Source organism: Pseudomonas sp. MT92, from assembly GCF_058792515.1.
Genome location: NZ_JBXAFA010000002.1, coordinates 156,852 through 181,338 on the forward strand (window position 1 = coordinate 156,852; position 24,487 = coordinate 181,338).

Here is a 24,487-nt window from a genome sequence, read left to right on the forward strand (position 1 = left end):
CCGCAATAAAAGATCAATAAATGACCAACACATTACAAGCCCCACGTTTCCTGCTGCCTGGCGCGTTATCCACAGGTATACCCACGCAATTTGTGGATAGCTTCAGCGCATTCACCTGAGGTTACAACGCACGCATCACTTTCGGTCCGGCCTGGAAATCCGCTAGGCTTGCCCCACACTTTTCGAGGATCCTCAAGGTATGTCCAGGCTCGACCTCTCCCTGCAAGACACCGCTGCGCCCGAGGGCGTTTGTTATGGTTGCGGCGGCAGCAATCCCCACGGGCTGCACATCAAAAGCTACTGGCATGAGGACGGCGTGCATGTCGTGGCCGAGCATCTGCCCGACGCTCAATTTTGTGGCTGGCCTGATCTGGTTTATGGCGGAATGATCGCCATGCTGGTGGATTGCCATTCAAACTGGGCGGCAATGGCCTATCACTACCGCGCCGAACAGCGCGACGTCGCCAGCCTGCCCCGCATCAATTGCGTCACGGGCAACCTGGGCATCAAGTTCATCAAACCGACCCCCATGGGCGTTCCGTTGACCCTGCGGGCGAAAGTGGAAGGTGAAGTCGGACGCAAGAGTCGCGTGATCTGCGAGGTCTACGCCGGGGACGTACTCACGGCGATCGGAGACTCGATTTTCGTTCGTGTGGACGCCGCGCAGCTGGCGGCCGCCGCCCATGACCGGGACGCGTAGACACTGCCATTCAAGGCGCGATGGCGGTGGGTGTTGAGGCGGGATGCCACCTCAACACCCAGGCGTCACAGATACCAGCGATATTCCCGGGCACTGATTTCCTGCATGAACGCCAGGTGATCCTGACGTTTGTTCTCGCAATACACATCGACGAACTCCGCCCCCAGGCCTTCGCGCAATTGCGGCTGATGCTGCATCGCGCGCACGGCTTCGAGCATTTCCACCGGGAAATCGATGCCACTGTTGCGGTCTTCGTTGAGCGGCGGGATCGGCTCCTTGCCTGCTTCCAGGCCATGCTCGAGCCCTACCAGAATCGCCGCCAGCACCAGATAAGGGTTGGCATCGGCACCGGCCAGGCGATATTCGATGCGCAGGTTTTTCGCGTCCGACTCCGGAATGCGCAGGCATGCATCGCGGTCTTCAAAGCCCCAGCTCGCATGGGTGGCCACGTTGGTCGTGCCGCCCAGGCGGCGATAGGCATTCTGGTTCGGCGCGAAGATCGGCATGCTGTGGGGCAGCAATTCCAGGCAACCGGCCACGGCATGGCGCAGGGGTTGCTGCTGGTTGGCGGCCAGCAGGTTTTTACCCTCGGCATCGTACAGGCTGACATGCACGTGCATGCCGCTGCCGGGGTGCTGCAAGTAAGGCTTGGCCATGAAGCTGGCGCGGAAGCCGTGCTTGAGCGCAACGCCACGGGTGCTGCGACAGAACAGCGCGGCCCAGTCGGCAGCACGCAGACCGTCGTCGAGATGCCCGAAGTTGATTTCGAACTGCCCCGGTCCCAGTTCCGCCGTAATCACCGTGGCATCGATGCCCTGGGCCCGTGACGCCTCGACCATTTCATCGAGCACCGGGGCAAAGCGCGTCAGGCGCTCGATGTGCATGTTCGGTTGATCATCGGCATCGTCGGTCAGGTCATCGCGGGGGAATTGCGGCAAGCCGTCACGCAGCTTTTTATCGAACAGGTAAAACTCCAGCTCGAAGGCCACCACCGGATGAATGCCTTTGCGCGCCAGTCGATCCAGCACCTGCGCCAGCACTTCGCGCGGTTCGAAAACGATGGGCTTTTCGGTGCCGTCGGAAGTAATCAGCATCTGCCCCAGGGGCTGTGCTTCCCAGGTTACCGGTTTAAGCGTGCCAGGGACCAGGCGCCGCAGCGCGTCCGGGTCACCGTCGTTGAAGCAGTAGTCACCGATCTTGAACAACCCGCCCTGCACGCCCAGCAACACGCAGTTCTGCGGCAGCTTGAGCGCGCTGCCGGCCGCGACTTTTTCCAGCATCTCTACGGGATAACGCTTGCCGTAGAAGTGCCCGGGAATGTCCAGGGAAATCAGGTCGACATAACGCACCTCGGGGTAGCGTTGGCGAAAGGCACGCACTTCGGCGAGCAGATCAGAGCAGGCAGCATCCATCATGGTTGTTCCTTGGGAAGTTCTTGGGGTGGCGATCATGTGTAGACCCAGAGCACGCGCGTCAGCTGCTCGGTCAGGTTGCCGTAGCGGCAACGGGTGTGACTGTCGAATTGAAAACTGTCGCCGGCGCGCAACGTGACCGGCTCGTCGTCGCCCAGCCACAACGTCAACTCGCCCTCGAGCACGTAGCCGCCCTGCTCCGAGCTGTCGGTCAGGTGCCTGTCACCACTGCTGGCGCCGGCTTCCAGATGGCTTTCGAGCATCGAGAACGAAGCGCGCATCTTCGGCGATACCAGGATGTCGGTAATCCCGTTGGCGTAATACACGGTGCGACGCTCGTCCGGCCGGGTCACCCACGGCAGGACCTTGGGTTTGGGCAAGCTATAGAAATAGGTGGTCGGCACGCCGAGGGTTTCACTGATCGCCGTCAGATCGGCCACTGTCGGCCGCGACAAACCGCGCTCGACCTGAGACAAAAAACCCACCGATCGACCGATCCGGTCTGCCAGCTCCTTCAAGGTGAACTTCTTGTGCTTGCGTAAATCGTGAATCAGGATCGCCAGCGCGGCGATTTCTTCTTGCTTGTTCATGACCGGGATTCCGCTGAATGACTCATCAAATGCTGTCGCGCAGTCGATACCAGGCTTTGCCGATCGCCTCCAGCGGCGCCGCCAGGTACTTGCCGCCGGGAAAGCTGCCATTACTCAAACCTTGATACAACGCCAACTCATCCGCCTGGCCGAGAATCGCATCCGACACCGCGCGCGCCGCTGCCAGGGTCGGCAGCACGCCGTGGCCGGAATACCCCTGTAGCCAGTAGCGATCCCCCTGGCGGCCAACATCCGGTGTGCGGTTCAGGGTCAGGTCGATGTGTCCGCCCCAGGCGAACGCCAGATCGACACCCTTGAGCTGTGGAAACACGCGTTCCAGGAATGGTCGCGTCGCCCTGGCGATGTCCTTGGGCATGCCACCCAGATAGGTGCAGCCACCGCCGAACAGCAAACGGTTGTCCGGGGTACGGCGGAAGTAATCGAGGACAAACTGGTTATCGGTGACGCACACATTGGTCGGCAGCAGCGAGGTGGCTTTCTCGGGCGTCAGGGGGGCGGTGGCGACCTGATAGGTTCCGACCGGCAACACACAACTGGCCAGCTTCGGGTCGAGACGATCCAGATAGGCGTTGCACGCCAGGACCAGCACATCGGCCCGGATCGACCCACGTTCGGTATTCACCTGAAACCGACCGCCCTGTTCCCGATAGCTCAACGCCTTGCTTTGTTCATGGATACGGCCACCGGCACGCTCGATGGCGGCGGCCAGGCCCAGTGCCAGCTTCAACGGATTGAGGTGCGCGCCTTCGGGATCATAAAGGCCGGCCTGATAGCGCTCGCTGGCCACCCAATCGGGCAACTGCTCGCGGGGAATGAACTGCAAGCCGTCGTGACCCCACTTGTGACTGGCTTCGCGTTGCCATTCGGTCAACAGGCTGACCCGGCGCGGCATGACCGAAGTCCACAGGTGTCCGGCCCGATAGTCGCAGTCGAAGCCATGACGCCCGGGCAGTTCACGCAACTCCCCGGCGGCCCAGCGCATGCCGTCCCACAGGCGCCGGGCACGTTCATAACCCAGGGCTGCCTCCAGCGGCGGCATGTCGCACGACCAACCGAGAATGGCCTGCCCGCCATTGCGCCCCGATGCAGCCCACGCCACGCGGCTGGCTTCCAGCAGCGTTACCCGTTTGCCGGCCAACGCCAGACGCAGCGCGGTGTGCAGCCCGCTGAAGCCAGCGCCGATGATCACGATTTCAGTGTCATGGTCTCCCACCAGCGCAGGTCGAGTGGTCAGGCGATTGGCGCAACTGTAGGCGTAGTAGCTCGCGACATGCTGGGTGGACTGCTGAAACATACGGGCCTCATGAAATTAATTTCTTATAATTTCATGAAAAAATACACCATAAATTTCACGAAAACAATGCGGATTGCATTGATCGTTCCCGGGCGGGCAGATCAACTGTCAGCTACCCGCCCTGACGACGTGCTAATGCGGCGCAAACACGACACCCACCTGCGCGGCATACTTCATCCAGGCGTCCTTGAGCCGCTGCACCGTTTCCGGCTGGCTGGCGGCCAGGTCAGTGGTTTCACCCCGGTCCTGGGCCACATCGAACAATTGCCACTGCAGCGGCTGCGCATTGTCACCAAAGCCCGCCTGGGGGCGCATGCCCAGGAGTTTGAGGTTGCCCTCGCGATAATAGGCATTGCCGAACAGCTCACCGGCCAGGCTATCGTTGCCGTGCGGGCTTCCTTTGCCAGCGAGCATAGGCAGCATGGATCGACCGGTGATCGGGTGTTTGCTCGTGTCCGTTGGCGCCTCGCTTGGCACGGGTATACCCGCCAGGTCCAAGAAGGTCGGCGCCAGGTCATCCACCCGTGCAATACCGCGCTCCAGCCCCTGGCGACGCAGTGCCTTGGGCATCTGGATGATCGCCGGCACACTGATGCCGCCTTCTGCGGTGGTGCCTTTGAACAGGTGGAACGGTGCCGCGCTGACCTCGGCCCAACGCAGGCCGTAGTCGATCTGTGATCCCTTGCGGCCGAGGTTGGCATAGCTATTGTCGGTGCTCGCGCCAGGGGGATAGAACTGGGCGTGGTTCTCCCCTGCCGCACCGTTGTCCGACATGAACACGATCAGGGTGTTGTCGTACTGGCCGCTCTTGCGCAGGTAATCCAGCAACCGGCCGATGTTGTGGTCGAGGTTATCAACCATGGCGGCGTAGATTTCCATCTTGCGCGCCTCGACCCGTTGTTGTTCCGGGCTCAGCTGCTGCCAGCCCGGCAGTCTTGGATTGACCGGGAGCGGGTTGGCCGGTCGCGCGTCGCTGGCCATCAGGCCAAGGCTTTTCATCCGCTCGATGCGCGCCAGGCGCACGCTGTCATAGCCCTGATCGAATCGCCCTTTGTATTTATCCAGATAATCCCCGGGGGCTTGCAGGGGCCAATGCGGAGCGGTGTAGGCGGCGTAGGCAAAAAACGGCTTGCCGTCCTTCTTGTTGTTTTGCAAATAGCTGATCAACTTGTCAGTGTAGAAATCCGTGGAGTAGAAATCGTCCGGTAACTCCACGGCCTGGCCGTTCTCACGGTAATGCACTTGCTCGATTTTGGTCGGCTCGACACTCGAGGGTTTGAAATGTGGGGCACCGCCTTCGAGCAGCGTGAAGGACTGCTCGAATCCACGCTGATCCGGTCCTTGATCAGCTTCCAGGCCCAAGTGCCATTTCCCGACCATGAGCGTGTTGTAACCGCCCGCTTTCAACAACTCGGCAATCGAGTAGGAACGTCGATTCAGGTAGCCCTCATACCCAGGCTTGCCCCGCTGAAAGGGCTGCAAGGCTTCGGCCATGGTGCCCAGCCCGGCGAGGTGGTTGTCGGTCCCGGACATCAGCATGGAGCGTGTGATCGAACAGGTGGGTGCGGCGTACATGCCGGTGAACTGAATGCCTTCACGGGCCAGTGTATCCAGGGTTGGCGTGCTGATTTCACCGCCATAGCTACCCAGGTCGGAATAGCCAAGATCGTCGGCGACAATCAGCAGGATATTGGGCTGCCCGGGGTCGGCACTGGCTGCCATGACCAGGCTGCTGGCCAATGCCAGCGCGCCCATCAGCAAAGTTATAGGCATACGCAAACGAGGCATGTTTTCTCTCTTGTTGTGTTCATCGAGGACCGTTGATTTCGTTACTCGTCCAGCGCAGTGCTTACTCTTCGAATATCGCCACCGCGCGAACAAAACCTGCCGATGCATGCTTGATTTTGTAAGGGAAACAGGACACCAGGAACCCGCTCGCCGGCAACGCATCGAGGTTCGCGAGTTTTTCCATTTGCCCATAACCGATATCGCGCCCGGCCTTGTGCCCTTCCCAAATGATCGAGGCATCACCGTCAGCGGCAAACCGTTCGCGAGTGTATTTGAACGGCGCATCCCAGCTCCAGGCATCGGTGCCCACCACCCGCACACCGCGTTCCAACAGATACAGGGTGGCTTGCCGGCCAATGCCGACGCCGGCATCCAGATAGCCCGGCTGACCAAACAGGGCGCCGGCACGGGTGTTGATCAGCACAATATCCAACGGCTGCAAGACATGGTCGATACGCGCCAGTTCGGCTTCGATCTCATCGGCCGTCACCACGTGCCCGTCCGGCAGATGCCGAAAGTCCAGCTTCACCCCCGGCTGCAGGCACCAATCCAGCGGCAACTCGTCAATGCCAAACGCCGGCTGGCCGCCATCGGTGGTCGAGGCGTAATGCCAGGGCGCGTCCATGTGCGTCCCGCTGTGGGTGGTGATCTGCAAACGCTCGGCCGCCCACGACTCCTTGCCCGGCATCTGTTCCAGTTGCAAGCCAGGGAACATGGCCGCCATTTCCGGCCACCCTTGCTGGTGGTCCATGTAATCGATCTTCGGCAACAGCGGTGGCGGGTCCGTGTAGGGGTTGTTGTCGAGGGTGACCGACAGGTCCACCAGGCGACGTTTAGGCTGGGTTGATTGCGACATACAGGTTGTCTCCAGTGAGCGCCAAGTGGCGCGGGGTGGCGGGGTTCAAGGCGTTGCGGATCAGCGCTGCGGCATTGCCGTCATGGCTGAAACCGGCTGCGCGCGCCAGGGGGGTTTTCAGGGGTGGCAGACGCCCGAACAACGCCTCCAGTCGCGCGTCAGGGACATAGGTGACGAGGCTGCGACGTTCCTGCCCATAACTGGCCGCCAATGCATCGACCACCTGGGCAATGGACAGATGCAGCACCGGCAGCTGCCAGATGCGTTGCGATCCTGACTCGGCGCAATCCAGTTCGGCCGCATGAATCAGGTTGTTCACACAGCAGCGCGCCGACATCCACCAGGCCGTTGCCTGCTCCGAAACCGGGCAACGATAGGCCTCGCCCTCGGCGAACGAGCGCAGCAAGTCGCTCATGAACGCCGAGCGCAAGCCATTGGGTTCACGTGGGCGTGCCACGATGCCCGGCAGACGCAGCACGCGGCCATCCACTTCCGCGCGCCGGCCGAGGTCGCTCACGACACGCTCGACCATGGCTTTGTGCGTACCATAGGACAGTTCCGGGCGCAGCTCGGCGTGCTCGGTCATTTTCGTCGGCAAGTTGCCGCCGTACACCGCGACACTGCTGGCGTACACCAGCACTGGCGGCAGCGTTTTATTGCGCAGCTGGTTGAGCAGTTCCAGGCTGGCCAAGAGATTGACCTGGTAACCCAGTTCGTAGTGCTCCTCCGCCGCGCCACCGGCAATGCTCACCAGATGGAACACAACATCGATGCCATCGGCCAGTACGCGGCGGATCAGGGCCGCATCGGTAATGCTGCCGCAATGGCGACGCAAACGCGGGTCCTGGGGCACGCCTTGCAGATCGGTATCGAGCAATAACAACGAGTCGATGACCTGACCACGCAGGCTGCCCCGCGCCAGCAGGCAGCGCACTAATTCGCGCCCGACAAAACCGTTGGCACCGGTAATCAACACACGCATAGGCCGCTCCTTAGCACCCGGCCTTGACGACACGTTGATTGATCGCACCGAACAACGACTGCCCGTCGTTACCCAGCACCTCCATGTGCACACGGTCACCAAAGCGCATGTAGCCGGTCTTGGCGACGCCGTGCTCGATCATCTCGATAGCGCGACGCTCGGCGATGCAGGCCGATCCTGCCTCGCGTTCGGCGTTCGAGACCGTACCCGAGCCAATCAGCGTGCCGGCGCGCAACCGGCGGGTCAGCGCGGCATGGGCAATCAACTGGCCAAAATCGAAGGTCATCTGCCCGCCATGGGGATGACCGAACCATTGGTCGTTCCATTGCACCTGCAGGGGCAAATGCACGCGACCGTCGCGCCAGGCATCACCCAGCTCATCCGGTGTAATGGCCAGCGGGGCGAAGCTGGACGAGGGCTTGGCTTGCAGAAAACCAAATCCGGTGGTCATTTCCCGGGGTGCCAGGGCCCGCAGACTGACATCGTTGATTTGCAGAACCAGCTTGATGTGTTGAAGCGCCTGTTCGGCCGGGCAGCCCATTGGCACGTCATCGACCAGCACCACGTACTCGCCTTCGAAGTCGATGCCCTGGCTTTCGCTGGGCAGCGGAATATCGTCGTGCGCCCCGATGAAATCGTCACCCGCGCCCTGGTACATCAGCGGTGTGTGCTCGGCCCCTTCGATGGGTGCAAGGTTGAAAGCCTTTTGCATCAGCGCACCGTGGCTGAGGAACGCCGAACCATCGCACCACTGGTAGGCACGCGGCAACGGCGCCATCGCCTGGGCCGGGTCGAAGGCAAACGCCTCTTTGGCCTCGTGGGCATTCAGCCGGGCAGCCAGTGCCTGCAAGCGTGGTTCGGCGCTCTCCCAGTTTTCGATGGCCTGTTGCAAGGTCAGCGCAACCGGGCTGGCGTCCAGCGCCCACTTCAAGTCACGCGAGACGATCACCAGCCGGCCATCACGACTGCCGTTTTTCAGGGTGGCGAGTTTCATTCCTTGGCTCCCCGGTCATTGCCCAGTTCAGGGGCGAAGCGCCCGTCAAGCAGAATGAAGACCATGCGCGCCATGGCCTCGGTGCGATTGCTCCAGGCATGGTTGGTGCCGCGCTGCACCACCACGTCACCGCGCTTGAGTTGCACTTCCTCCTCATCCAGCACCAGCCACACTTCACCCTCGGTCACGATCCCGTAGTCGAGGGTTTCGGTGCGGTGCATCAGCTTGTGCCGGGCGTTGGCCTGGCCCGTACCGGCGTGGGACTCGCCAATTTCAGCAAATACTGCCGCGGCATTTTCATCGCTGACCTGGTTCTGCACGCTGTCCGGTGGGATGTCCACCACACGAATCACACTGCCCAGCGGTCCGGGGCTGAGTTGCAAGGGTTTGCTGCTGGGATCACTGGCGTTATCCAGCAATGCCGGGCTGGTGCTGCTGTTCCACAGCTCATGAAAGACCGTGCCGGGCACGGCCAGCAGAGGAAACACATTCGGCGTCGGCCCGTTACTGGCGATGATCGCCTGGCCTTGGGCATTGTGGCCGGTGACCACTCGTTTGAACTCAGGTAGCGCTTGCATGAAAAATCCTCGTTCAGTTTCCATTGCCGGTGGGGGTGCCACCGACCACAACATTGGCATCGACCAGCCGTCCGCCAAGCCTGGGCACTGCCAGACAAAACACCGCCACCAGCAATTGCAGCCAGCCGACGATGGCCAACGCATGCGGGAGCGCCATGGCAACGCCCTGGGTGATGCCCAGCACGACCAGCGGGCTGATGAATTCACCGGCGAAGATGGCGGCGGTGAAACAGCCCGAGGCCCGTCCACGCTGATGGAAATTGACTTGCGCCATGATCCAGGTGATCAACGTGGGCAGCATCAAACCGATGCCCAGACCATTGATCAGCACGGCAACCACCACTTGCACATGGCTCTGGGCGTCGGACATCAACAAGCCGCCGACACCCGCCAGCGCATAGGCAATCAACAGCACGTGCGGCCTGCGCAGGCCGCTGAACAAACGAAAGCCCAGCGCACCGACGAGCACACCCAACTGATTGGCGCCCATGGTCATGCCGATTTGCTGCGGCGCATCCACGCGCAACAGGTTGAGCAGATAACCTGCCTGCACCGGCACGATGAACAGACTCAAACCCGCCAGCAGCGCCAATGCATACATCGGGGTGAGCGCGCGCCACGGAAATGCTCCGGGCGCTCCAGGCGGCGCAGGTTGCGCAGGTTGCGCAGGTTGCGCAGCCACCGTGCGGGCCTGGGGTTCCCAAAGCTTCCAGGCCATCAGTGGCAGGAAGATCAAACCCACTGCATACAACGCAAAAGGCGTGCGCCAGTCGTTCTGGCCGAGAAAGCCACCTGCCGCGATAAACACCGCAGCGGACAGCGACGTGGCGACCATCTGCAAGGCAAACAACCGTTCACGTCTGCGACCGCTGTAGTAGTCGCCCATCAGCGTGGTGCAGCACGTCATGATGCCCGCCTCGGCCAGGCCGATCCCGGCACGGCTGAGGACGATGGCCTGCAGTGACTCAAGCCATAGCGGCAGCACTCCGCAGAGGACGTACAGACACATGCTCGCCAGCAACAGCGACTTGCGACCGAGGCGATCAGCGATCATCCCGGCGAAAGGCGCCAGCAGCGCGATCACCAACGCCGGCAAGGTCAGCACAATCGGAACCAGCACGGCGCTGCCGGCGACATCACTGAAATGCGCCTGCATGCGCGGCAACACCGGGGCCAGCAACACCGCGCCCAATACCGGCAGGCAACTTCCCAGCAGCAGCAACAGCGATTGCGCCATCCCCGCTTGCCGATCAGTCAATTGGGCAGTGCCTTCAACCAAGGGCTCAACGGCCATGGCAACTCTCCTTGATGCACAGGTGCGGGACGTCAGCCACCACCGGACCGGCAGGTGCTGACACATTGATCACATTCACGGGGGCCACGGTGCCGGCCGCCGAGCGGCGTGCCGGCAGCAGGAAGTACGCCAGTGCCGGCAGCAACACCAGGGCACCGACCATGTTCCAGACAAACATGAAGGCCAGCAGCACGCCCATGTCAGCCTGAAATTTGATCGGTGAAAAGATCCAGGTGGCCACGCCAATGGCCAGGGTAATGCCCGTCAGCATCACCACCTTGCCGGTCGACACCAGCGCCCGGTAATAGGCTTCGGACAGGCTCGCGCCCTGGCGCAGATGACCGAGCAGAATGCTCATCACGTAAAGCGCGTAGTCGACACCGATGCCCACGCCCAGGGCGATGACCGGCAGCGTGGCGACCTTCACGCCAATGTTCAGCCAGACCATCAGCGCTTCGCAGAGAATCGACGTGACCATCAGCGGGATCACCGCGCACAGCGTGGCGCGCCAGGAGCGAAAGGTGATCAGGCACAGCAGGATCACCGCGCCATACACCCAGAAAAGCATCTCGTGGTTGGCTTGCTTGACCACGATATTGGTGGCGGCCTCGATACCGGCATTGCCCGCCGCCAGCAGGAACTGAACCTCGTCGGTGTTGTTGGCCGCGGCAAACTGCTCAACGTGCTCGACCAGGCGTGTCAGCGTTTCGGCCTTGTGGTCGGTGAGATAGGCGTACAGCGTCAGCAGGCTGCAATCTTCGTTGTACAGGCCACGGGGCGCGCTGGCGGTGATCATGTTGAGCATCGCCTGGTTGTTCTGCAGCTCGTACCACTTCGCGTTGCCTTCGCTGAGGCCGACCAGCATGCGCCGGTTGAGCAGTGCCAGGGAGTTGGTCGAATCCACGCCCGGCAAGGCGCGCAGTTGCCAGTCCAGGGCATCCACCTTGGCCAGAATGTCGTATCGCGCACAGCTGCTGGCCGGGGTTTTCACCATCACCGCAAACAGATCGCTGCTGGCTCCGTAATGACGGGTGAGGAACGCATCGTCCAGGTTGTAGCGCGAGTCCGCGCGCAACTCCGGCGCACCGGCGTCGAGATCGCCGATTTTCAATTGCAGGCTGACCACAAAGCCGACGGCCGCCAGGGCCAGGCTGATGGCGATACACAGGCTGGCCCAACGGCGCTGGGTAAACAGATCGAGGAAACGCCAGAAGGCATGACGACGCTGGCCGGCCTGTTCGGTTTGTTCGCTTTTGAGGCTCAGTTGCGCCGCACGGGGCGTTACGCCGATGTAGGAAAGCAGCACGGGGAGCAGGATCAGGTTGGTGAAGATCAGCACCGCCACGCCAATGCTGGCGATCACCGCGAGGTCTTGAATGACCTGGATCTTGATCAGCATCAGCACCGCGAACCCCACGGCATCACACAGCAGCGCCGTGAGCCCGGCCAGGAACAAGCGTCGGAACGTGAAGCGCGCCGCCACCACCCGATGCATGCCACGGCCGATGTCCTGCATGATGCCGTTCATTTTTTGCGCGCCGTGGCTCATGCCGATGGCGAACACCAAAAACGGCACCAGCACCGAGTACGGGTCCAGTTGATAGTTGAGCAATGGCAGCAAGCCGAGTTGCCAGACCACCGCCACCAGGGAGCAGAACACCACCAGCAAGGTGCTGCGCAGGCAGCGGGTGTACCAAAAGAGCACCGCCGTGGTGATCACGATCGCGACGGCAAAGAACAACAGAATCTGCTTCAAACCGGCGATCAGGTCACCGACCTTTTTCGCAAACCCGGTGATGTGAATGTCGATCCTGTCGTTTTGATAAGTGTCGCGCAGCGCCTCCAGTTGATCCGAGAGGGTCGAATAGTTCAGCGGTTGACCATCGGCCGTGTTGGCCAGCAGCGGCACGTAAATGATGCTGGACGTCTGGTCGTAAGCCACCAGTTGCCCCAGTTCGTTGGAGCGCTGCACATTGCGCCGCAACGCTTCAAGGTTGGCCGGGGTGCCGCTGTAGTCATCGGGAATCACCGGGCCGCCATCCAGGCCGTCTTCGGTCACCGCCACCCAGCGGGTCGCCGGCGTCCATAACGACTTCATGTACGCACGGTCGACACCCGGCAGCAGGTAGAGCTTATCGCTCATGGCCTGCAGGGTTTTCAGGTACTCGGCGTCATAGATATCGCCCTGCCGGTTGGCTACCACGATGCGCAAGGCATTGCCCAGGCCACTCAGCTGTTGCTGGTGCTCAAGGTAATTGGCGATGTAAGGCTGTTGGGTCGGGATCATCTTCTCGAAGCTGGCGTTCAGCTCGATACGCGTCGCTTGATACCCCAACACCAGGGTGGTCAGAGCACAGACCAGCAGCACCCACAGGCGATGGTTGAACAGCGTGCGCTCCACCACCGAGCCCGAACGTGGATCAAAATTCGCCAGGCTGGCCGTGGCGTTGTCGAATGGCTTCATAACCTCACTCCGAAGCAGTAGCGGTGGGCGGCGAAACCCGCGCCAAACCGGTGAAACCCGCCAGCACCAGACTGCCATCCGCGGCCTCGACTACGCTGGCGACCGGTATGCCGAGCGGTTGGCCGTAAGGCTTCAGAAACGCCCCCGACTGGCCACTAGAACGAAACAGCGCACCACTCAGATTGACCAGAAGCAGTTGGCCGTCGTCGGTGCGAATGGCATCGCTGAAGGAAATGGGCAGTGCAACCGATGCGGGCTGGAAGCTTTCGCCCAAGTCGTTGGAGACAAACGCGTTGCCCTTCAGGCCGGCCGCCAGCAAGGTCCCGTCGTCGCGGATCTGCAGGGCAAAGAAGCTGCCGGCATAGGGGCTCTGGAGCGCCATGAATGACTGGCCAGCATCGTCGGAGCGGGCCAGAAAACCCTGCTCGCCCGCGACAAACCAGTGCTCACCCTGCCGTGCAATGGCATACAGATGAGCCCCCATCGGATTGTCGATGCGCCCCATCAACGACTGCCAGGTACGGCCACCATCGTCAGTGCGCAATGCCAGGCCGTAGGCACCGACAATCAGGCCGTTCAGCTCATCGACGAACTTGAGTGCGAGGAAGGGTTTGTCCGGGCCTTCACTGACAAACCGCTCCGCCGTCTGCACCCGTGCGGCGGCTGCCTCGGGATCGCTCGCGGTGGACAGTTGCTGCCTGGCGGCTTGCAACTCAAGTTGTGCCGCACGGTTACCGTCCAGTTGCACGCGCCAGTGTTCACCCCCGTCGTGGGAGACGAGCACGACACCGGCATGACCCACCGCCCAGCCCGTATTAGCATCGGTAAACTGCACGGCCGTCAGACTCAACGACACCGGCACCTCGGCCTGACGCCAGCTTTTGCCGTTGTCATCGGAAAGCAGCACGATGCCCCGCTCCCCCACCGCCACCAATCGCGTCCCTGCACGGGCCAGGTCCAGCAGCACCGCGTGCTGTGCCTGCGGTGCCCGCATCGCCGGGGTGTTCAGCGCGTCCGTCACCACCGCGCCATGGGCGAGGCTCAATGGCATCGCCAACGGCAGGGCCACACGCCACATCAGCCAACCCACTACCTGACAGATTCTGTTCATTACCGACCTCGAAACCTGTGGGCCGGATCACGATCCGTGAACCGTGATCCGGTCTGACTCAACGAACCCCGGCACCCGCCATCGCCGCCGGCGAAAACTCGGAGGCCTTGTAGCGATCGACCATGCGGTACTGCTCAGGCAGGCCGGTATAGACGTTCTGGATAAACCAGGCGCCGGAGGTCAGGTCGTAAAAACCCGAAGACAGTTGCGCCTGTGCGGGCAGGTCCGGCAGGACCGCCGGCAACGACCACAGGGTCTTGGCCAACTGGCCGTTGGCGTCCCAGCGATCGCCCAGCATGGCCTGCCAGGTGTCTTCGTCCAGGTAGTAACGACCCTTCGGCAACTGGTGACGCTTGCCCGGGGCCAGGTCGGCCTCGACCACCCACACCCGATGCAATTCCCAACGTACGTAGTCCGGATTCATGTGGTGCGCGAGAAACAGGTCTTCAGGCTTGGCGGCGGTTTGCACCTTGTTGGTGTTGTAGGGGATGTACATCTCCTGCTTGCCCACCAGTTTCCAGTTGAAGCGGTCCATGCGCCCCTGGAACACGCTCAACTCGTCGAACGACATGACCCCGGCAGTCGCCGGTGTCGGTGTATCGCAGCAGGCGTTGGGCAACTTGCGCACCCGGCGTTGGCCGGTCAGGTAAACGTGCGCCTGGGACAGGTCGCCATTGATGTTGGTGCGCCCCATGATCTGCTCGCCGGCACGCAGCGGTGGCCCGACATTGAGCAGGCGGAACAGCCAGTAGTCACCGGCAAACGACTCCGGCGAACCGTCCTGGTAGTAATACGGCATCTCCTGGATGGCCTGGCCGTCAGTGGTCAACACCTGCTTGCCATCGGCGGTCATCAGGTAGTGCCGAAAGTGCATCGACACCGAGGTGCCGCGCCAGTTGAGCAGGTGATTCCACATGGCTTCGGCGCCGTTGTGCGGGACCGGAAACGGGATACCGCCATACGCGCCCTGGGGCACCGGACCGGCGCTGCTGTCGACCAGCTTGGCGCGGGTGGCGTTTTTCAGCGTGTTGTCATACACCCACTGCGGCGCTGCGGCGGTACGACGGGTCGGGTAGACATCGATGCGATAGGTTTCCGGGAAACGCTTGAACATCTCCAGGGTGCCGGCGCTGAGCTTGCCGGCGTATTGCGCCAGATTTTTCGAGGTAATGCTGAACAGCGGTTTGTCCGCGGCGAATGGATCGGAACGTTTTCCGCCTTCCTTGTACGAAGGGTCGACCTTGGTGTAACCACCGTCCCAGGCGGGAATGGTGCCGTCGGCATTGCCGGCGCGTTCGGCCCCTAGAGGCGTGAGGGATTTGGACAGTTTGCTCGCTTCGTCAGCCGTGGCAGCCATCGTCAGTTGGCTGCAAATGGCCAGGCCACCGAGCAGTGCAAGGCAAAGGGCTTTGAGCTTGAAGGCTCCGGTTTTCTTGTTATGGGTCATGCGCAAGTCCTCTTAAAACGTGGTCTTGACGGAGAAAGCCAGGTAGTCCCGGTCTTTCAGCGATTGCTCGTAATTGAACTGGCTGGCCGCGTCGAGGTTGGTGTTCTCAGGGCCGTAGTAGTGCGTGTAAGTCAGGCCCGCGGTAATGCGGTCCAGGTAGGTGGCGGTAATGCCGATGTTCATGTCGCCGCCGTTGTCCGGCCCGAAAGAGCTGACAACCGCCGATTTACCCATCGGGAAATAGCTCAGGCCGACCGGGATGCTGATATCGATGCCGGGGAAAAACTGGCGATAGGTCGGTGTGTAAACCATCTTCATGCCAAGACCGTCGCGGGTGGCATTGGGGTCGAGGGCGTTGTTGTTTTTGGTCACGCTGAGCAGGCGATTCCAGGCGACTTCGCCGACAAAGGCGGACTCCTGGGCCAGGAAGTTCGGCCCGAACGAAGCCAGCACGTTGAGGTTGACGTGGGCCGTACGGCCGATGGCGTACAACGGATGGCTGTCGTTGTCGGCATCTACACCTGGCAGAACGGTGACGCCGTTGGACACCAGCGGCATGTTCCAGCGCATCGACGCTTCACCGGCAAAGCTGTATTCATCGACAGTCGTCGAAAAACTGGTACCGAAGGCGCGGATGTCTTCCGGGTAGACCCAGTAGTAATCGCCTATTTGTCCGGTGCTGAAGTTCGGCGTACCGGTGGACGGCTTCAGGTACAGCTTGGGGGTTTTGTCGTGGTACTGGATCGCATACAGGCCGTATTCAACGGTCTCTGCGTTGTACTTCAACTGCAAGCCGCCCTGCCCGGTGTTGCGCGCGTCTTCATCCTTGCCGTGGAAGAACGCGGCCGGGCTGCCGGGATTACCCCCCAGGAAGGTGGGAAAGGGTGCGCCCACGATCAGGCGTTCGTTGCCTTCACCAATGGTGTCACTGTTGGAGAAGTAACTGCCGGCACCCGGCAGGCGTGTCTCTTCCCATTCGAACTGGTAGAACGCCCCGAGTGACACGTCATCGGTCAGTTGGAAGGTGCCGGAGAGTTGATTGACCGGCCGGGTGATCTCTTTGAACTGGGTGTTAGGCACCGACTGCGCCTTGACCACGTCGACCGGCGCCATGCCACCGGCAATGCCGTTGGCGCCGAAGAACAGGCTCTCTCCCCAGATCAAGCCGTGGCGCCCGGCACGCACGGATGTCGCGCGGTCGGCCACTTCGCCATTCCAGTACACAAAGGCATCGAGCAACTCACCGTTACCGCCATGCAGTTGGCGGGTGTCATCGGTGAATTCGTCGTAGGCCACGGAACGTGCGTTGGCGCGTGTTGGGTCAGTGTTATCGTTGTCTTGCTGGTATTCGGTGTCGTACCACGCGGCACCACTGAGGCGCGCGCCGACGTTTTTGAACGACATGTCCAGCTCGGACAGGATGTCCATGCGGTTGGAGATCAGGCCTTTTTTGAAGGCGCGATCACCGTCGTCCTGATTGAGTGCCACCTGCCCCTGGGTCAGTTTGCTGCTGGGATTCTCGGTGCGCCATGCGGCGCTGTACTTCACTGTGTTATCCCAACGCAGGCTGAAATCCGGATTGCCGGTATCCACCTGAAAGGCGTGGGCCGCCTGGCTGCACAGCACCAACGCCGCGGCCAAACTGAAACCAAAGGGTGCAGACGTGCTGACCGGGCGGCGCGCAAGCGTCGCAGTCGTGGAACTAACCATCGCGTTAACCTCTTGTTTTTATAGTGGTAACTGCTGTGGATGAGCTACAGATTGAGAATCAGATGGGCTCAGCCGTGCGGGCGAGCATCTGCTTGACCAGGCCAATGCGGTCGAACTCGCGGTCGTGCTGCATCTCCTTGTCGCCTGCGAGGATCGAGCTTTCGCTGATGTACTTGCAGCGCTCGAAACGGCGCGCCATGAAGCGCTGGAGCTGTTGCTCAATACTGCCGTCGCCGGTCAGTTCTTCACTGAGCACGATGGCGTCTTCGATCGCCATGCCGGCGCCCTGGCCCAGGTGCGGCGTGGTGGCGTGGGCGGCGTCACCGATCAACAGCACGCGACCGCGATACCAGGGCTCGTCGACGAACACCACTTCCATCGGCTTGTAGACCACCTGACTGCTGTCGCTGATTTGCTCGCGCAATTCCCCGATCAGGCCGGTAAAACCTTGCAGGCGCTGACGCATTTGTTCGGCCAGTGTCGCGGGGTCCATCCAGGGGTTGGACGGTTCGTGGGAGGTCAGGAACAGGTACATCAGGTCACCGGCCAACGGAACGAGACCGGCATTGCCCTCGGCGCTCTGGTAGTTGGCCAGATGATCGATTTGCGGCGCTCGGGGGAAGTTGTAGCGCCAAACCGATTGGCCGGTGAAGCGTGGTGTGTAGGTGTCGCCGAACAGCAAATCGCGAACCCTGGAGAACAGACCGTCAGCGCCGACCACCAGGTCGTAGCCTGCGCCCGTGCCATCGGTAAACAGCACATCCACGCTGTCGCCCTGGTCCGTGAGGGATTCCACACTGAGCCCCAGGCGTACCCTGCCCCCCAGTTCAAGGGCGGTTTCACTGAGGACCTTGTGCAAGGCCAGGCGCGAAATACCCACGTTCGCCGGATACTCGGGCCCGGCCAGCCGTTGCCCGGGGATGCGCGCCAGTTGCTGGCCGGCCGGCCCATAAATGGCGACGTCTTCAAAGGCGTACGCCGCATCCAGATAACCGTCAAGCACGCCCAGCCTGGCCATTTCACGAACCACGTTGCTCTGCTGGATGATGCCGACGCCGTAAACGGTCCACTCTGACTTGAGTTCGATCAGGTCGACCTCAATGCCCTTGCGCCGCAGTGCGATGGCCGCACACAAGCCACCAATACCACCGCCCACGATCAGAACTTTGTTCACTGTACTCATGGTTTTCTCACTCTTATTCTTGTGATTCGATGCAGCGCCAGGCACTGCGTCGTTGGGGTCAGCTTCCGGTCAAAGCAGGGATTTGACTAATCGCGATCAGGGATGCGATGTATCGTCAAACGCGATACCTCGACGCGGCGCGGCGCGACCTTCATGCCGGGCATTTGCAGCACCAGCCAGCCCTCCTCCACACGCCATGGCAACGCCTCCAGCTTCTGGCCCAGACAAGGGCCGTAGACACATTCGCCGGTGCCCGGCAGAAACTGAGCACCGTGCGCGTAACAGACAATCAACTGGCCATCGGCGGACAGAAAACGGTCTTTGCGGTACTCCAGGCGCACGTCCAGATGCGGGCAACTGTTGCGATAAAGCCGCAGCTGTCCTTCATGCACCAGGGCAAAGACACTGTCCTTGCCGCGTTGCAACGGATCGAATCCGCGCGCCTGCCCTTCCACCAGTTCGTCCACCCGGCACAGCGGGAAATCGCGGAGAGTCATGGCTGACACCCGCACTCAACCCCGTTTCGGAGGTGGGCCGCCGGGTGCCCATTTTTCTTTCGAACTGAACAGGAACAGTTGCGAGTTATCCGCCGACAGCGGCGCGCGGCGCGCTTCCCAGGCGTCATCGTGCTTGTCCATGTCGGCGTCGTATTCGATGTGGCAACCCAGTGGACTGTTGAAGTACCAGAACCAGTTGGAACCAAAGAGATGGCGCCCCGGGCCCCAAAAACTGGTCCAGCCTTTTTGCTCGAATCGCGTACCGGCCAACAGCACCTCGGTGCCGCTGCCCATGTGGAAGGTGAAGTGCTCGCAGCCTTTCATGTGCGGCGGGGTCTGGATCATGAACAGGCAATGGTGATCATCGGAGCCCGCGGGGCGCATGAACGGCCCGGCACCGATGAACGTGTCCGTGGTCCGAAAGCCCAGGCGCTCGGCATAGAACGCTTCGGCCCTGGCGGCATCCGGCACGAAATACACCACGTGGGACAAGGTGCGCGGCACCGCACTCATGTCGAGGGTAATGCCCGGCTGGTTCAGCGGGCGCTGCGGTGCATTGCCAGCGGCATTGGTCAAATCGTCCGGGGCGCTGTACGCCTTGCGCACGGTGACCTGAAAGGCGATTGCAAAGCCCATGTCGTCGACACTGTGCAGCACGCCATTGGCGTCACGGATGACCTGGCGGTCTCGGGCCAGTTCGTCTTCGATGGCATCCAGATCCGCCGGGCCGGCGACGCCGTAGACGGTTTCACGAATCGACGGGGCCGGGCCGATAGCGACGGGCAGGGTCGGATCGTCCGCCCGGCGAATGATCACGGCAGTGCCGTCCAACGCTTCAAAACGCCCGCCATTGTCGTCGACGGCAACGGGCGCAAGGCCGTAGTCACGCAGACAGTCCGTACAGGCTTGGATGTCATCGACGCCAAAGATCAGGGCATCAAGGCCAATGATGTTCATGGCTACCACTCCATTGAAATTAGAATCCGGAGACCACGGCGGCCGACTCGACAAGCCCGTCGGCGACGCAGGGAACCCGGTGGTGGTGTCGGCAAGAAGCCCGACTGCGGCGAAGATTGACGTGCGCTTTGGCAGCTGACTAATCGCGTGTCGGGATGCGACCTATCGGCAAACGCGATACCTGATTGCCAGGGGTGACGGTGCATGAGCGGGGTTGACGCGGCGATGTATTCATCCGAATGTATCGCGAAAATAAATACAAAAACGGACCTGCCTGATGCGTTTCAACCACCTGGATTTGAACCTGCTGGTCGCCCTCGATGTGTTGCTCGAGGAGCAGAACATCACCCGCGCCGCCGAACGCCTGCACATGACGCAGTCCGCCACCAGCGGAGTTTTGGGACGCCTGCGAACCTATTTCGAAGACGAATTGCTGGTACAGGTCGGGCGTAAAATGCAGCCGACTCCCTTTGCCCTGGAACTGGTCCACCCGGTGCGCGAAGTGCTGCTGACGATCAAGTCTTCGATTACCGCCAAACCGGTGTTCGCCCCCACGACCAGCAAGCGGCATTTCCGCCTGGTGACCTCGGATTACCTGATCAGCGTGCTGTTTGCCCAGGTGATTCAGAAGATTCACCAGGAAGCACCGAACATCACCTTCGAGATGCTCGGCCCTGGCGACAATTCCGGTGAGCTGCTGATTCGCGGCGAGGTCGATCTGATGATCGTGCCTGAGCGCTACATCATCGAAGGTCATCCCTCCCAGTTACTCTTCGAGGAAGAACACGTCTGCGTGGTGTGGCAAGGCAATACCCAGGTCGGCGACAGCCTGACCCTCGAGCAATACATGGACATGGGCCATGTCTCGGTCGGCTTCGGTCGCACACGGCACATGAGCATCGAAGAGTGGTTCATGAACCAGTACGGCTTCAACCGTCGACTGGAAGTCATCACCAACGACTTCAACACCCTGCCACAACTGGTGGTCGGCACCCAGCGCATCGCCACCATGCACCAGCGTCTGGCGCGCCTTTACGCGGAGTACCTGCCACTGCGCATCCTGCCGCCGCCGGTCAGGATTCCGGTGATGCGCGAGTTCATGCTCTGGCACCGCAGCGTGGACGGCGACCCGATGCACCGCTGGCTGCGCGAGCGAATCAGTGAGTTCATCCAGCATCTGGAGCAGGATCCTATCGCCGCTCGCGATACCTCCCATCCCGAGTCACGATTGGCCAAATAGCCGGGTCGTCCTTAACGTGCCTTGCACACTTCATGGCAAACACAAGGACAACAATAATCATGTTCCGCTATTTCCCAACCAACTATGTGTGGAATCTCTCTGTCGACCTGGCCATCGAGATGGGTGCTCGCATGGGCGAAATCGAAGAGATGTGCGCGCCTCTGCAAGAAGCCGCCAAACAACCGGATGCCGCCGGGACCCAGGCGTTCCGCGAAACCTGGTCGAAGATGGCCGACAAACTCTGCGGCCTGGCCGAGGAAGACGAAAATAAAGGCCGGCTGTTGTCCGCCGGTGAAAAGTACAACCGTGCCGCGACCTATTACCTCACGTGTGAACGCCTGCAAGCCCATGGCGCGGCAGGCCGTGCCGAGCTGTACCAGCGCTTTTTGCAGACCTTCAAACGCGGCATCGAACTGTCCCGGGAAAATTGCGAACGGGTTGAAATCCCCTATGAAGGCAAACACATTTCCGGCCTGCTGGTACGTGCCGAAGGGGTGAACGGCCCGGCACCGCTGCTGGTGCAGGTCAATGGCCTGGACTCCACCAAAGAGATGAAATACCGCGTCGGCCTGCCCGCCTGGCTGGCCAGGCGTGGCGTGTCATCGCTGATCATCGACCAGCCCGGCACGGGCGAAGCGCTGCGCCTGCACAACCTGATTGCCCGTTACGACAGTGAGCACTGGGCCAGCCGTGTGGTCGACTGGCTGGAAACCCGCTGCGATGTGGACCACAAACGTATTGGCCTGGAAGGGGTTTCACTGGGCGGTTACTACTGCCCGCGCGCAGTGGCCTTTGAGCCGCGTTTCGCTTGCGGCGTGGTATGGGGTGCCAACCACGACTGGCGCGATGTGCAAAAGCGTCGGCTGGAAAAGGAAGGCAGCTTCCCTGTGCCGCACTACTGGTCTCACGTGTGCTGGGTATGGGGGGCGAAGGATGTCGAGGAATTCATGACCATCGCCGAAAACGTTCATCTGGACGGCGTGCTCGATCGCATCAAGGTGCCATTCCTGGTGACCCACGGTGAAAAGGATTCGCAGATCCCACTGAAATGGGCGCAGCGCACCTACGAGCAACTGGTCAACAGCCCGAAACGCGAGCTGAAGATCTTCACCGAGCGCGAAGGCGGCGTGCAGCATTCCAGCTTCGATAACAGCATCAACGCCGGGCAGTACATCGCCGACTGGGTCGCCGAAAACCTGGGTGGCCATACCGCCTGACGTGCCAGCGAAGGCGTCGGCACATTCAACATTGATGTTGGCAGACCAACCGCTTTCGCTGACAAGCCAGCGATCCATGCACAACACAGCAAAACGCCGGACAACCCTGGGGGTTCTCCGGCGTTTTGCATTGACGGGAAATCGAGGTCAGTTGGGGGCTCGGGTGCCGTGGAACGAGCTGATCTGCCAGCCCTTGTCACCGAGCGTCCAGACCTGCGTGGCAAACCCGTCACCGCGCATCGACTGGTCGCCGCCGCGCTTGCGTAACGTATTGCATTGCGTACCGGTCATGACCGCCAGGTGATCGCCGTAGAAGCGGACCAGCAACTCGCCCCGTTCAATGTCCAGATACTGTACGGCGTTTTTTGCGTACTCCAAATAGTCCGCCTTGCCTTGCACCAGGCCCGTGGTGTGCACATACACCAGGTCGTCGGCAAACAATGCGGCGACGCGCGGGTAATCCTCTTCGACCAAGGCGCGGCGACGTTCCTGTTCCAGATCCAGCAGTTGCTTTTTTACAGTGGCGTTGGGCATATCGATTGCTCTGCGTGGGGAGATGAGCGCGCACCATAGATGCTCGCTCCCGAGGGTAAAAATCGTCGATCACGATGCCACCTATCGGCACTTGCGATACTCCATCCGACGGCTCGTTCATCGCCCCAACGTCCCTGATTTCAAAGCGCTGGCGACAACTATTGACGCCATCAATTCCCAGCCATCGATGCAATCTGCTGGTGAGCCCCATGCCCACGCCCTAGCCTCGTTTCGCATTACAACAGCCAAAGCGAAAACACCATGACCGCCCTGCACCTGAAATGCCAGACACTGTTCGACGGCACCGGCCTGGAAACACGCCAGCAGCAAACGCTGGTCGTTGAAAACGGCCTGCTCCGTTACGTCGGCCCGACGGCGACCGCGCCCCGGCCGCAGCCGGGTGATACCCAGGTGGATGCGGGCGACAACTTTGTGATGCCGGGGCTGGTGGATGTGCACACCCACCTGGCTTTCGGTAATGCCCAAAGCGAAGAAGACATCGATCTTTGGACCAGCGACGAATTCCGCGCATTGCGCGGCATGTTCTTCGCGCAACACGTGCTGGCGGCAGGCGTCACCAGCATGGTCTGCCCCGGCGACAGCGGTCAGCTCAGTATCGCGGTGCGCAATGCCATTGCCGCCGGTTTGTTCGAGGGGCCGCGCATCGCTGCCAGCAGCCGGGTGATCACCAATCGACAGAGTCTCAACGACTGGTTCCCGAGCCGGGTCGGCGCCCCGGAATATTTCACTGCGCAACTGGTCACCAGCCGCAGCGATGCGCTGGCGGAAATCCGCAAACAGGCCAAGGACGGCGTTGACCTGATCAAAATCGCCATGGACGGCACCCACCGCCGCCCGAACGGCGAAATCATCGCTGCCTTCACCGCCGATGAAACCCGCGAGATGGTCGAAGAAGCCCATCGCCTGGGCTGCAAAGTGGCCACCCACGCCTATGGTCGCGAAGCCGTGATGTACGCCGCCCGGGCCGGGGTTGATCTGGTGTTCCATGCCTTCTATATGGACGATGCGTGCATCGAAGCCTTGCTCGACGCCGGCAGCATCCTCGCGCCGACCATGACTTTCCCGCAAAACACCGTGGACTTCTGCCAGCCTCACGACCCGGCCATCAGCACCGGATACGCCGGCTACTGCGCTCGCACCCTGGAAGTTGGCTCGGCGGTGCTCAAGCGTGCCAAGGCCGCCGGTGTGCCGTTCGCCTGTGGCAGTGACAGCGGTTTCGCCGTGACACCCTACGGCGAGTGGCACGCCCGTGAACTGGAATTGCTGGTCACCCGCCTGGGCTTCACGGCAGCAGAAGCGCTGTACGCCGCCACTGCGGTCGGTGCTCGCTGCATGCCTAGGGGTGAGACCCTCGGCAGCCTTGAAGTGGGCAAGCAGGCAGACTTCCTCTTGCTCGACGGTTCGCCCTTGCATGACATCCGCATTCTGCAGGACCGCTCGCGCCTCAAGGCCGTGTACAAGGCTGGCCAGTCGGTGTGCATGGACCGCAGCCCCTACAACCCCAAGCAAGTGTCCGATTTCAACTCGCTGAAATGGACCGACCTTTACACCCGCGACCGCGTTGCCCAACTGGGCAAGTGGGCCCTGTGAGGACCGA

The 24,487-nt window shown here is 61.5% G+C and carries 21 protein-coding genes; 4 read left to right on the top strand and 17 right to left on the bottom strand.

Translation table 11 applies throughout. The features are described from left to right. The first annotated feature begins 199 nt into the window (after nt 1-199). On the top strand, nt 200-700 hold the full coding sequence (locus AC1Q6D_RS03750; RefSeq protein ID WP_130207181.1) for a PaaI family thioesterase: 501 nt from the start codon (nt 200-202) through the stop codon (nt 698-700). Between the two features lie 65 nt (nt 701-765). On the opposite strand, the gene AC1Q6D_RS03755 is transcribed toward AC1Q6D_RS03750, so the two are convergent. From AC1Q6D_RS03755 to AC1Q6D_RS03830, 16 genes are all read right to left on the bottom strand, one after another. Beyond that, nucleotides 766-2,112: a glutamine synthetase family protein gene (locus AC1Q6D_RS03755; RefSeq protein WP_103404396.1), complete on the bottom strand. Its 1,347-nt coding sequence runs from the start codon at nt 2,110-2,112 to the stop codon at nt 766-768. Nucleotides 2,113-2,147: 35 nt separating this feature from the next. Continuing rightward, a complete protein-coding gene (locus AC1Q6D_RS03760) occupies nt 2,148-2,702 on the bottom strand; it encodes a helix-turn-helix domain-containing protein (RefSeq protein WP_103404395.1) in 555 nt (184 codons plus the stop codon). A gap of 25 nt (nt 2,703-2,727) precedes the next feature. Then, complete coding sequence (locus tag AC1Q6D_RS03765) at nt 2,728-4,017, bottom strand: NAD(P)/FAD-dependent oxidoreductase (RefSeq protein ID WP_103404394.1); 1,290 nt, start codon at nt 4,015-4,017, stop codon at nt 2,728-2,730. A 132-nt stretch (nt 4,018-4,149) separates the two neighbouring features. Then, entirely contained in the window at nt 4,150-5,805 is a 1,656-nt protein-coding gene (locus AC1Q6D_RS03770; RefSeq protein WP_103404393.1) for an arylsulfatase, read from the bottom strand. 61 nt (nt 5,806-5,866) lie between these two features. Next, a complete protein-coding gene (locus tag AC1Q6D_RS03775) occupies nt 5,867-6,661 on the bottom strand; it encodes a cyclase family protein (RefSeq protein ID WP_103404392.1) in 795 nt (264 codons plus the stop codon). Beyond that, entirely contained in the window at nt 6,639-7,643 is a 1,005-nt protein-coding gene (locus AC1Q6D_RS03780; RefSeq protein WP_103404391.1) for an NAD-dependent epimerase/dehydratase family protein, read from the bottom strand. Before AC1Q6D_RS03780 ends, AC1Q6D_RS03775 begins: the two co-directional genes overlap by 23 nt. Nucleotides 7,644-7,653: 10 nt before the next feature. Then, nucleotides 7,654-8,637: a fumarylacetoacetate hydrolase family protein gene (locus tag AC1Q6D_RS03785; protein ID WP_103404390.1), complete on the bottom strand. Its 984-nt coding sequence runs from the start codon at nt 8,635-8,637 to the stop codon at nt 7,654-7,656. Further along, nucleotides 8,634-9,215, bottom strand: coding sequence for a cupin domain-containing protein (locus AC1Q6D_RS03790; RefSeq protein WP_103404389.1), 582 nt, complete (start codon nt 9,213-9,215; stop codon nt 8,634-8,636). The genes AC1Q6D_RS03785 and AC1Q6D_RS03790 overlap by 4 nt, the downstream gene beginning before the upstream one ends. A gap of 13 nt (nt 9,216-9,228) precedes the next feature. Next, nucleotides 9,229-10,509: an MFS transporter gene (locus AC1Q6D_RS03795; RefSeq protein ID WP_103404388.1), complete on the bottom strand. Its 1,281-nt coding sequence runs from the start codon at nt 10,507-10,509 to the stop codon at nt 9,229-9,231. After that, complete coding sequence (locus tag AC1Q6D_RS03800) at nt 10,499-12,973, bottom strand: efflux RND transporter permease subunit (protein WP_103404387.1); 2,475 nt, start codon at nt 12,971-12,973, stop codon at nt 10,499-10,501. The genes AC1Q6D_RS03795 and AC1Q6D_RS03800 overlap by 11 nt, the downstream gene beginning before the upstream one ends. Before the next feature lie 4 nt (nt 12,974-12,977). Next, nucleotides 12,978-14,084 (bottom strand): WD40/YVTN/BNR-like repeat-containing protein, encoded by a 1,107-nt coding sequence (locus AC1Q6D_RS03805; protein WP_103404386.1) that lies wholly within the window; start codon nt 14,082-14,084, stop codon nt 12,978-12,980. A 58-nt stretch (nt 14,085-14,142) separates the two neighbouring features. Then, complete coding sequence (locus tag AC1Q6D_RS03810; protein ID WP_103404385.1) at nt 14,143-15,531, bottom strand: DUF1329 domain-containing protein; 1,389 nt, start codon at nt 15,529-15,531, stop codon at nt 14,143-14,145. Between the two features lie 12 nt (nt 15,532-15,543). Then, nucleotides 15,544-17,241, bottom strand: coding sequence for a DUF1302 domain-containing protein (locus AC1Q6D_RS03815; RefSeq protein ID WP_103404384.1), 1,698 nt, complete (start codon nt 17,239-17,241; stop codon nt 15,544-15,546). Nucleotides 17,242-17,299: 58 nt separating this feature from the next. Then, a complete protein-coding gene (locus AC1Q6D_RS03820) occupies nt 17,300-18,424 on the bottom strand; it encodes an FAD-dependent oxidoreductase (protein WP_103404383.1) in 1,125 nt (374 codons plus the stop codon). 86 nt (nt 18,425-18,510) lie between these two features. Further along, entirely contained in the window at nt 18,511-18,921 is a 411-nt protein-coding gene (locus AC1Q6D_RS03825; protein ID WP_103404382.1) for a Rieske (2Fe-2S) protein, read from the bottom strand. 15 nt (nt 18,922-18,936) lie between these two features. Next, on the bottom strand, nt 18,937-19,878 hold the full coding sequence (locus AC1Q6D_RS03830; protein ID WP_103404381.1) for a VOC family protein: 942 nt from the start codon (nt 19,876-19,878) through the stop codon (nt 18,937-18,939). 277 nt (nt 19,879-20,155) lie between these two features. On the opposite strand from AC1Q6D_RS03830, the gene AC1Q6D_RS03835 reads away from it, so the two are divergent. After that, nucleotides 20,156-21,118, top strand: coding sequence for a LysR family transcriptional regulator (locus AC1Q6D_RS03835; RefSeq protein WP_103404380.1), 963 nt, complete (start codon nt 20,156-20,158; stop codon nt 21,116-21,118). Between the two features lie 59 nt (nt 21,119-21,177). Beyond that, complete coding sequence (locus AC1Q6D_RS03840; RefSeq protein WP_103404379.1) at nt 21,178-22,335, top strand: alpha/beta hydrolase family protein; 1,158 nt, start codon at nt 21,178-21,180, stop codon at nt 22,333-22,335. Between the two features lie 147 nt (nt 22,336-22,482). Here the strand turns inward: AC1Q6D_RS03840 and AC1Q6D_RS03845 are convergent, their stop codons facing one another. After that, the gene (locus tag AC1Q6D_RS03845; RefSeq protein WP_047530147.1) at nt 22,483-22,869 is read right to left on the bottom strand and encodes a nuclear transport factor 2 family protein; all 387 of its coding nucleotides are present in this window, start codon (nt 22,867-22,869) and stop codon (nt 22,483-22,485) included. Nucleotides 22,870-23,130: 261 nt separating this feature from the next. Here AC1Q6D_RS03845 and AC1Q6D_RS03850 point away from each other — a divergent pair, with 261 nt between their 5' ends. Continuing rightward, complete coding sequence (locus AC1Q6D_RS03850; protein WP_103404378.1) at nt 23,131-24,480, top strand: metal-dependent hydrolase family protein; 1,350 nt, start codon at nt 23,131-23,133, stop codon at nt 24,478-24,480. Nucleotides 24,481-24,487 lie beyond the last annotated feature (7 nt).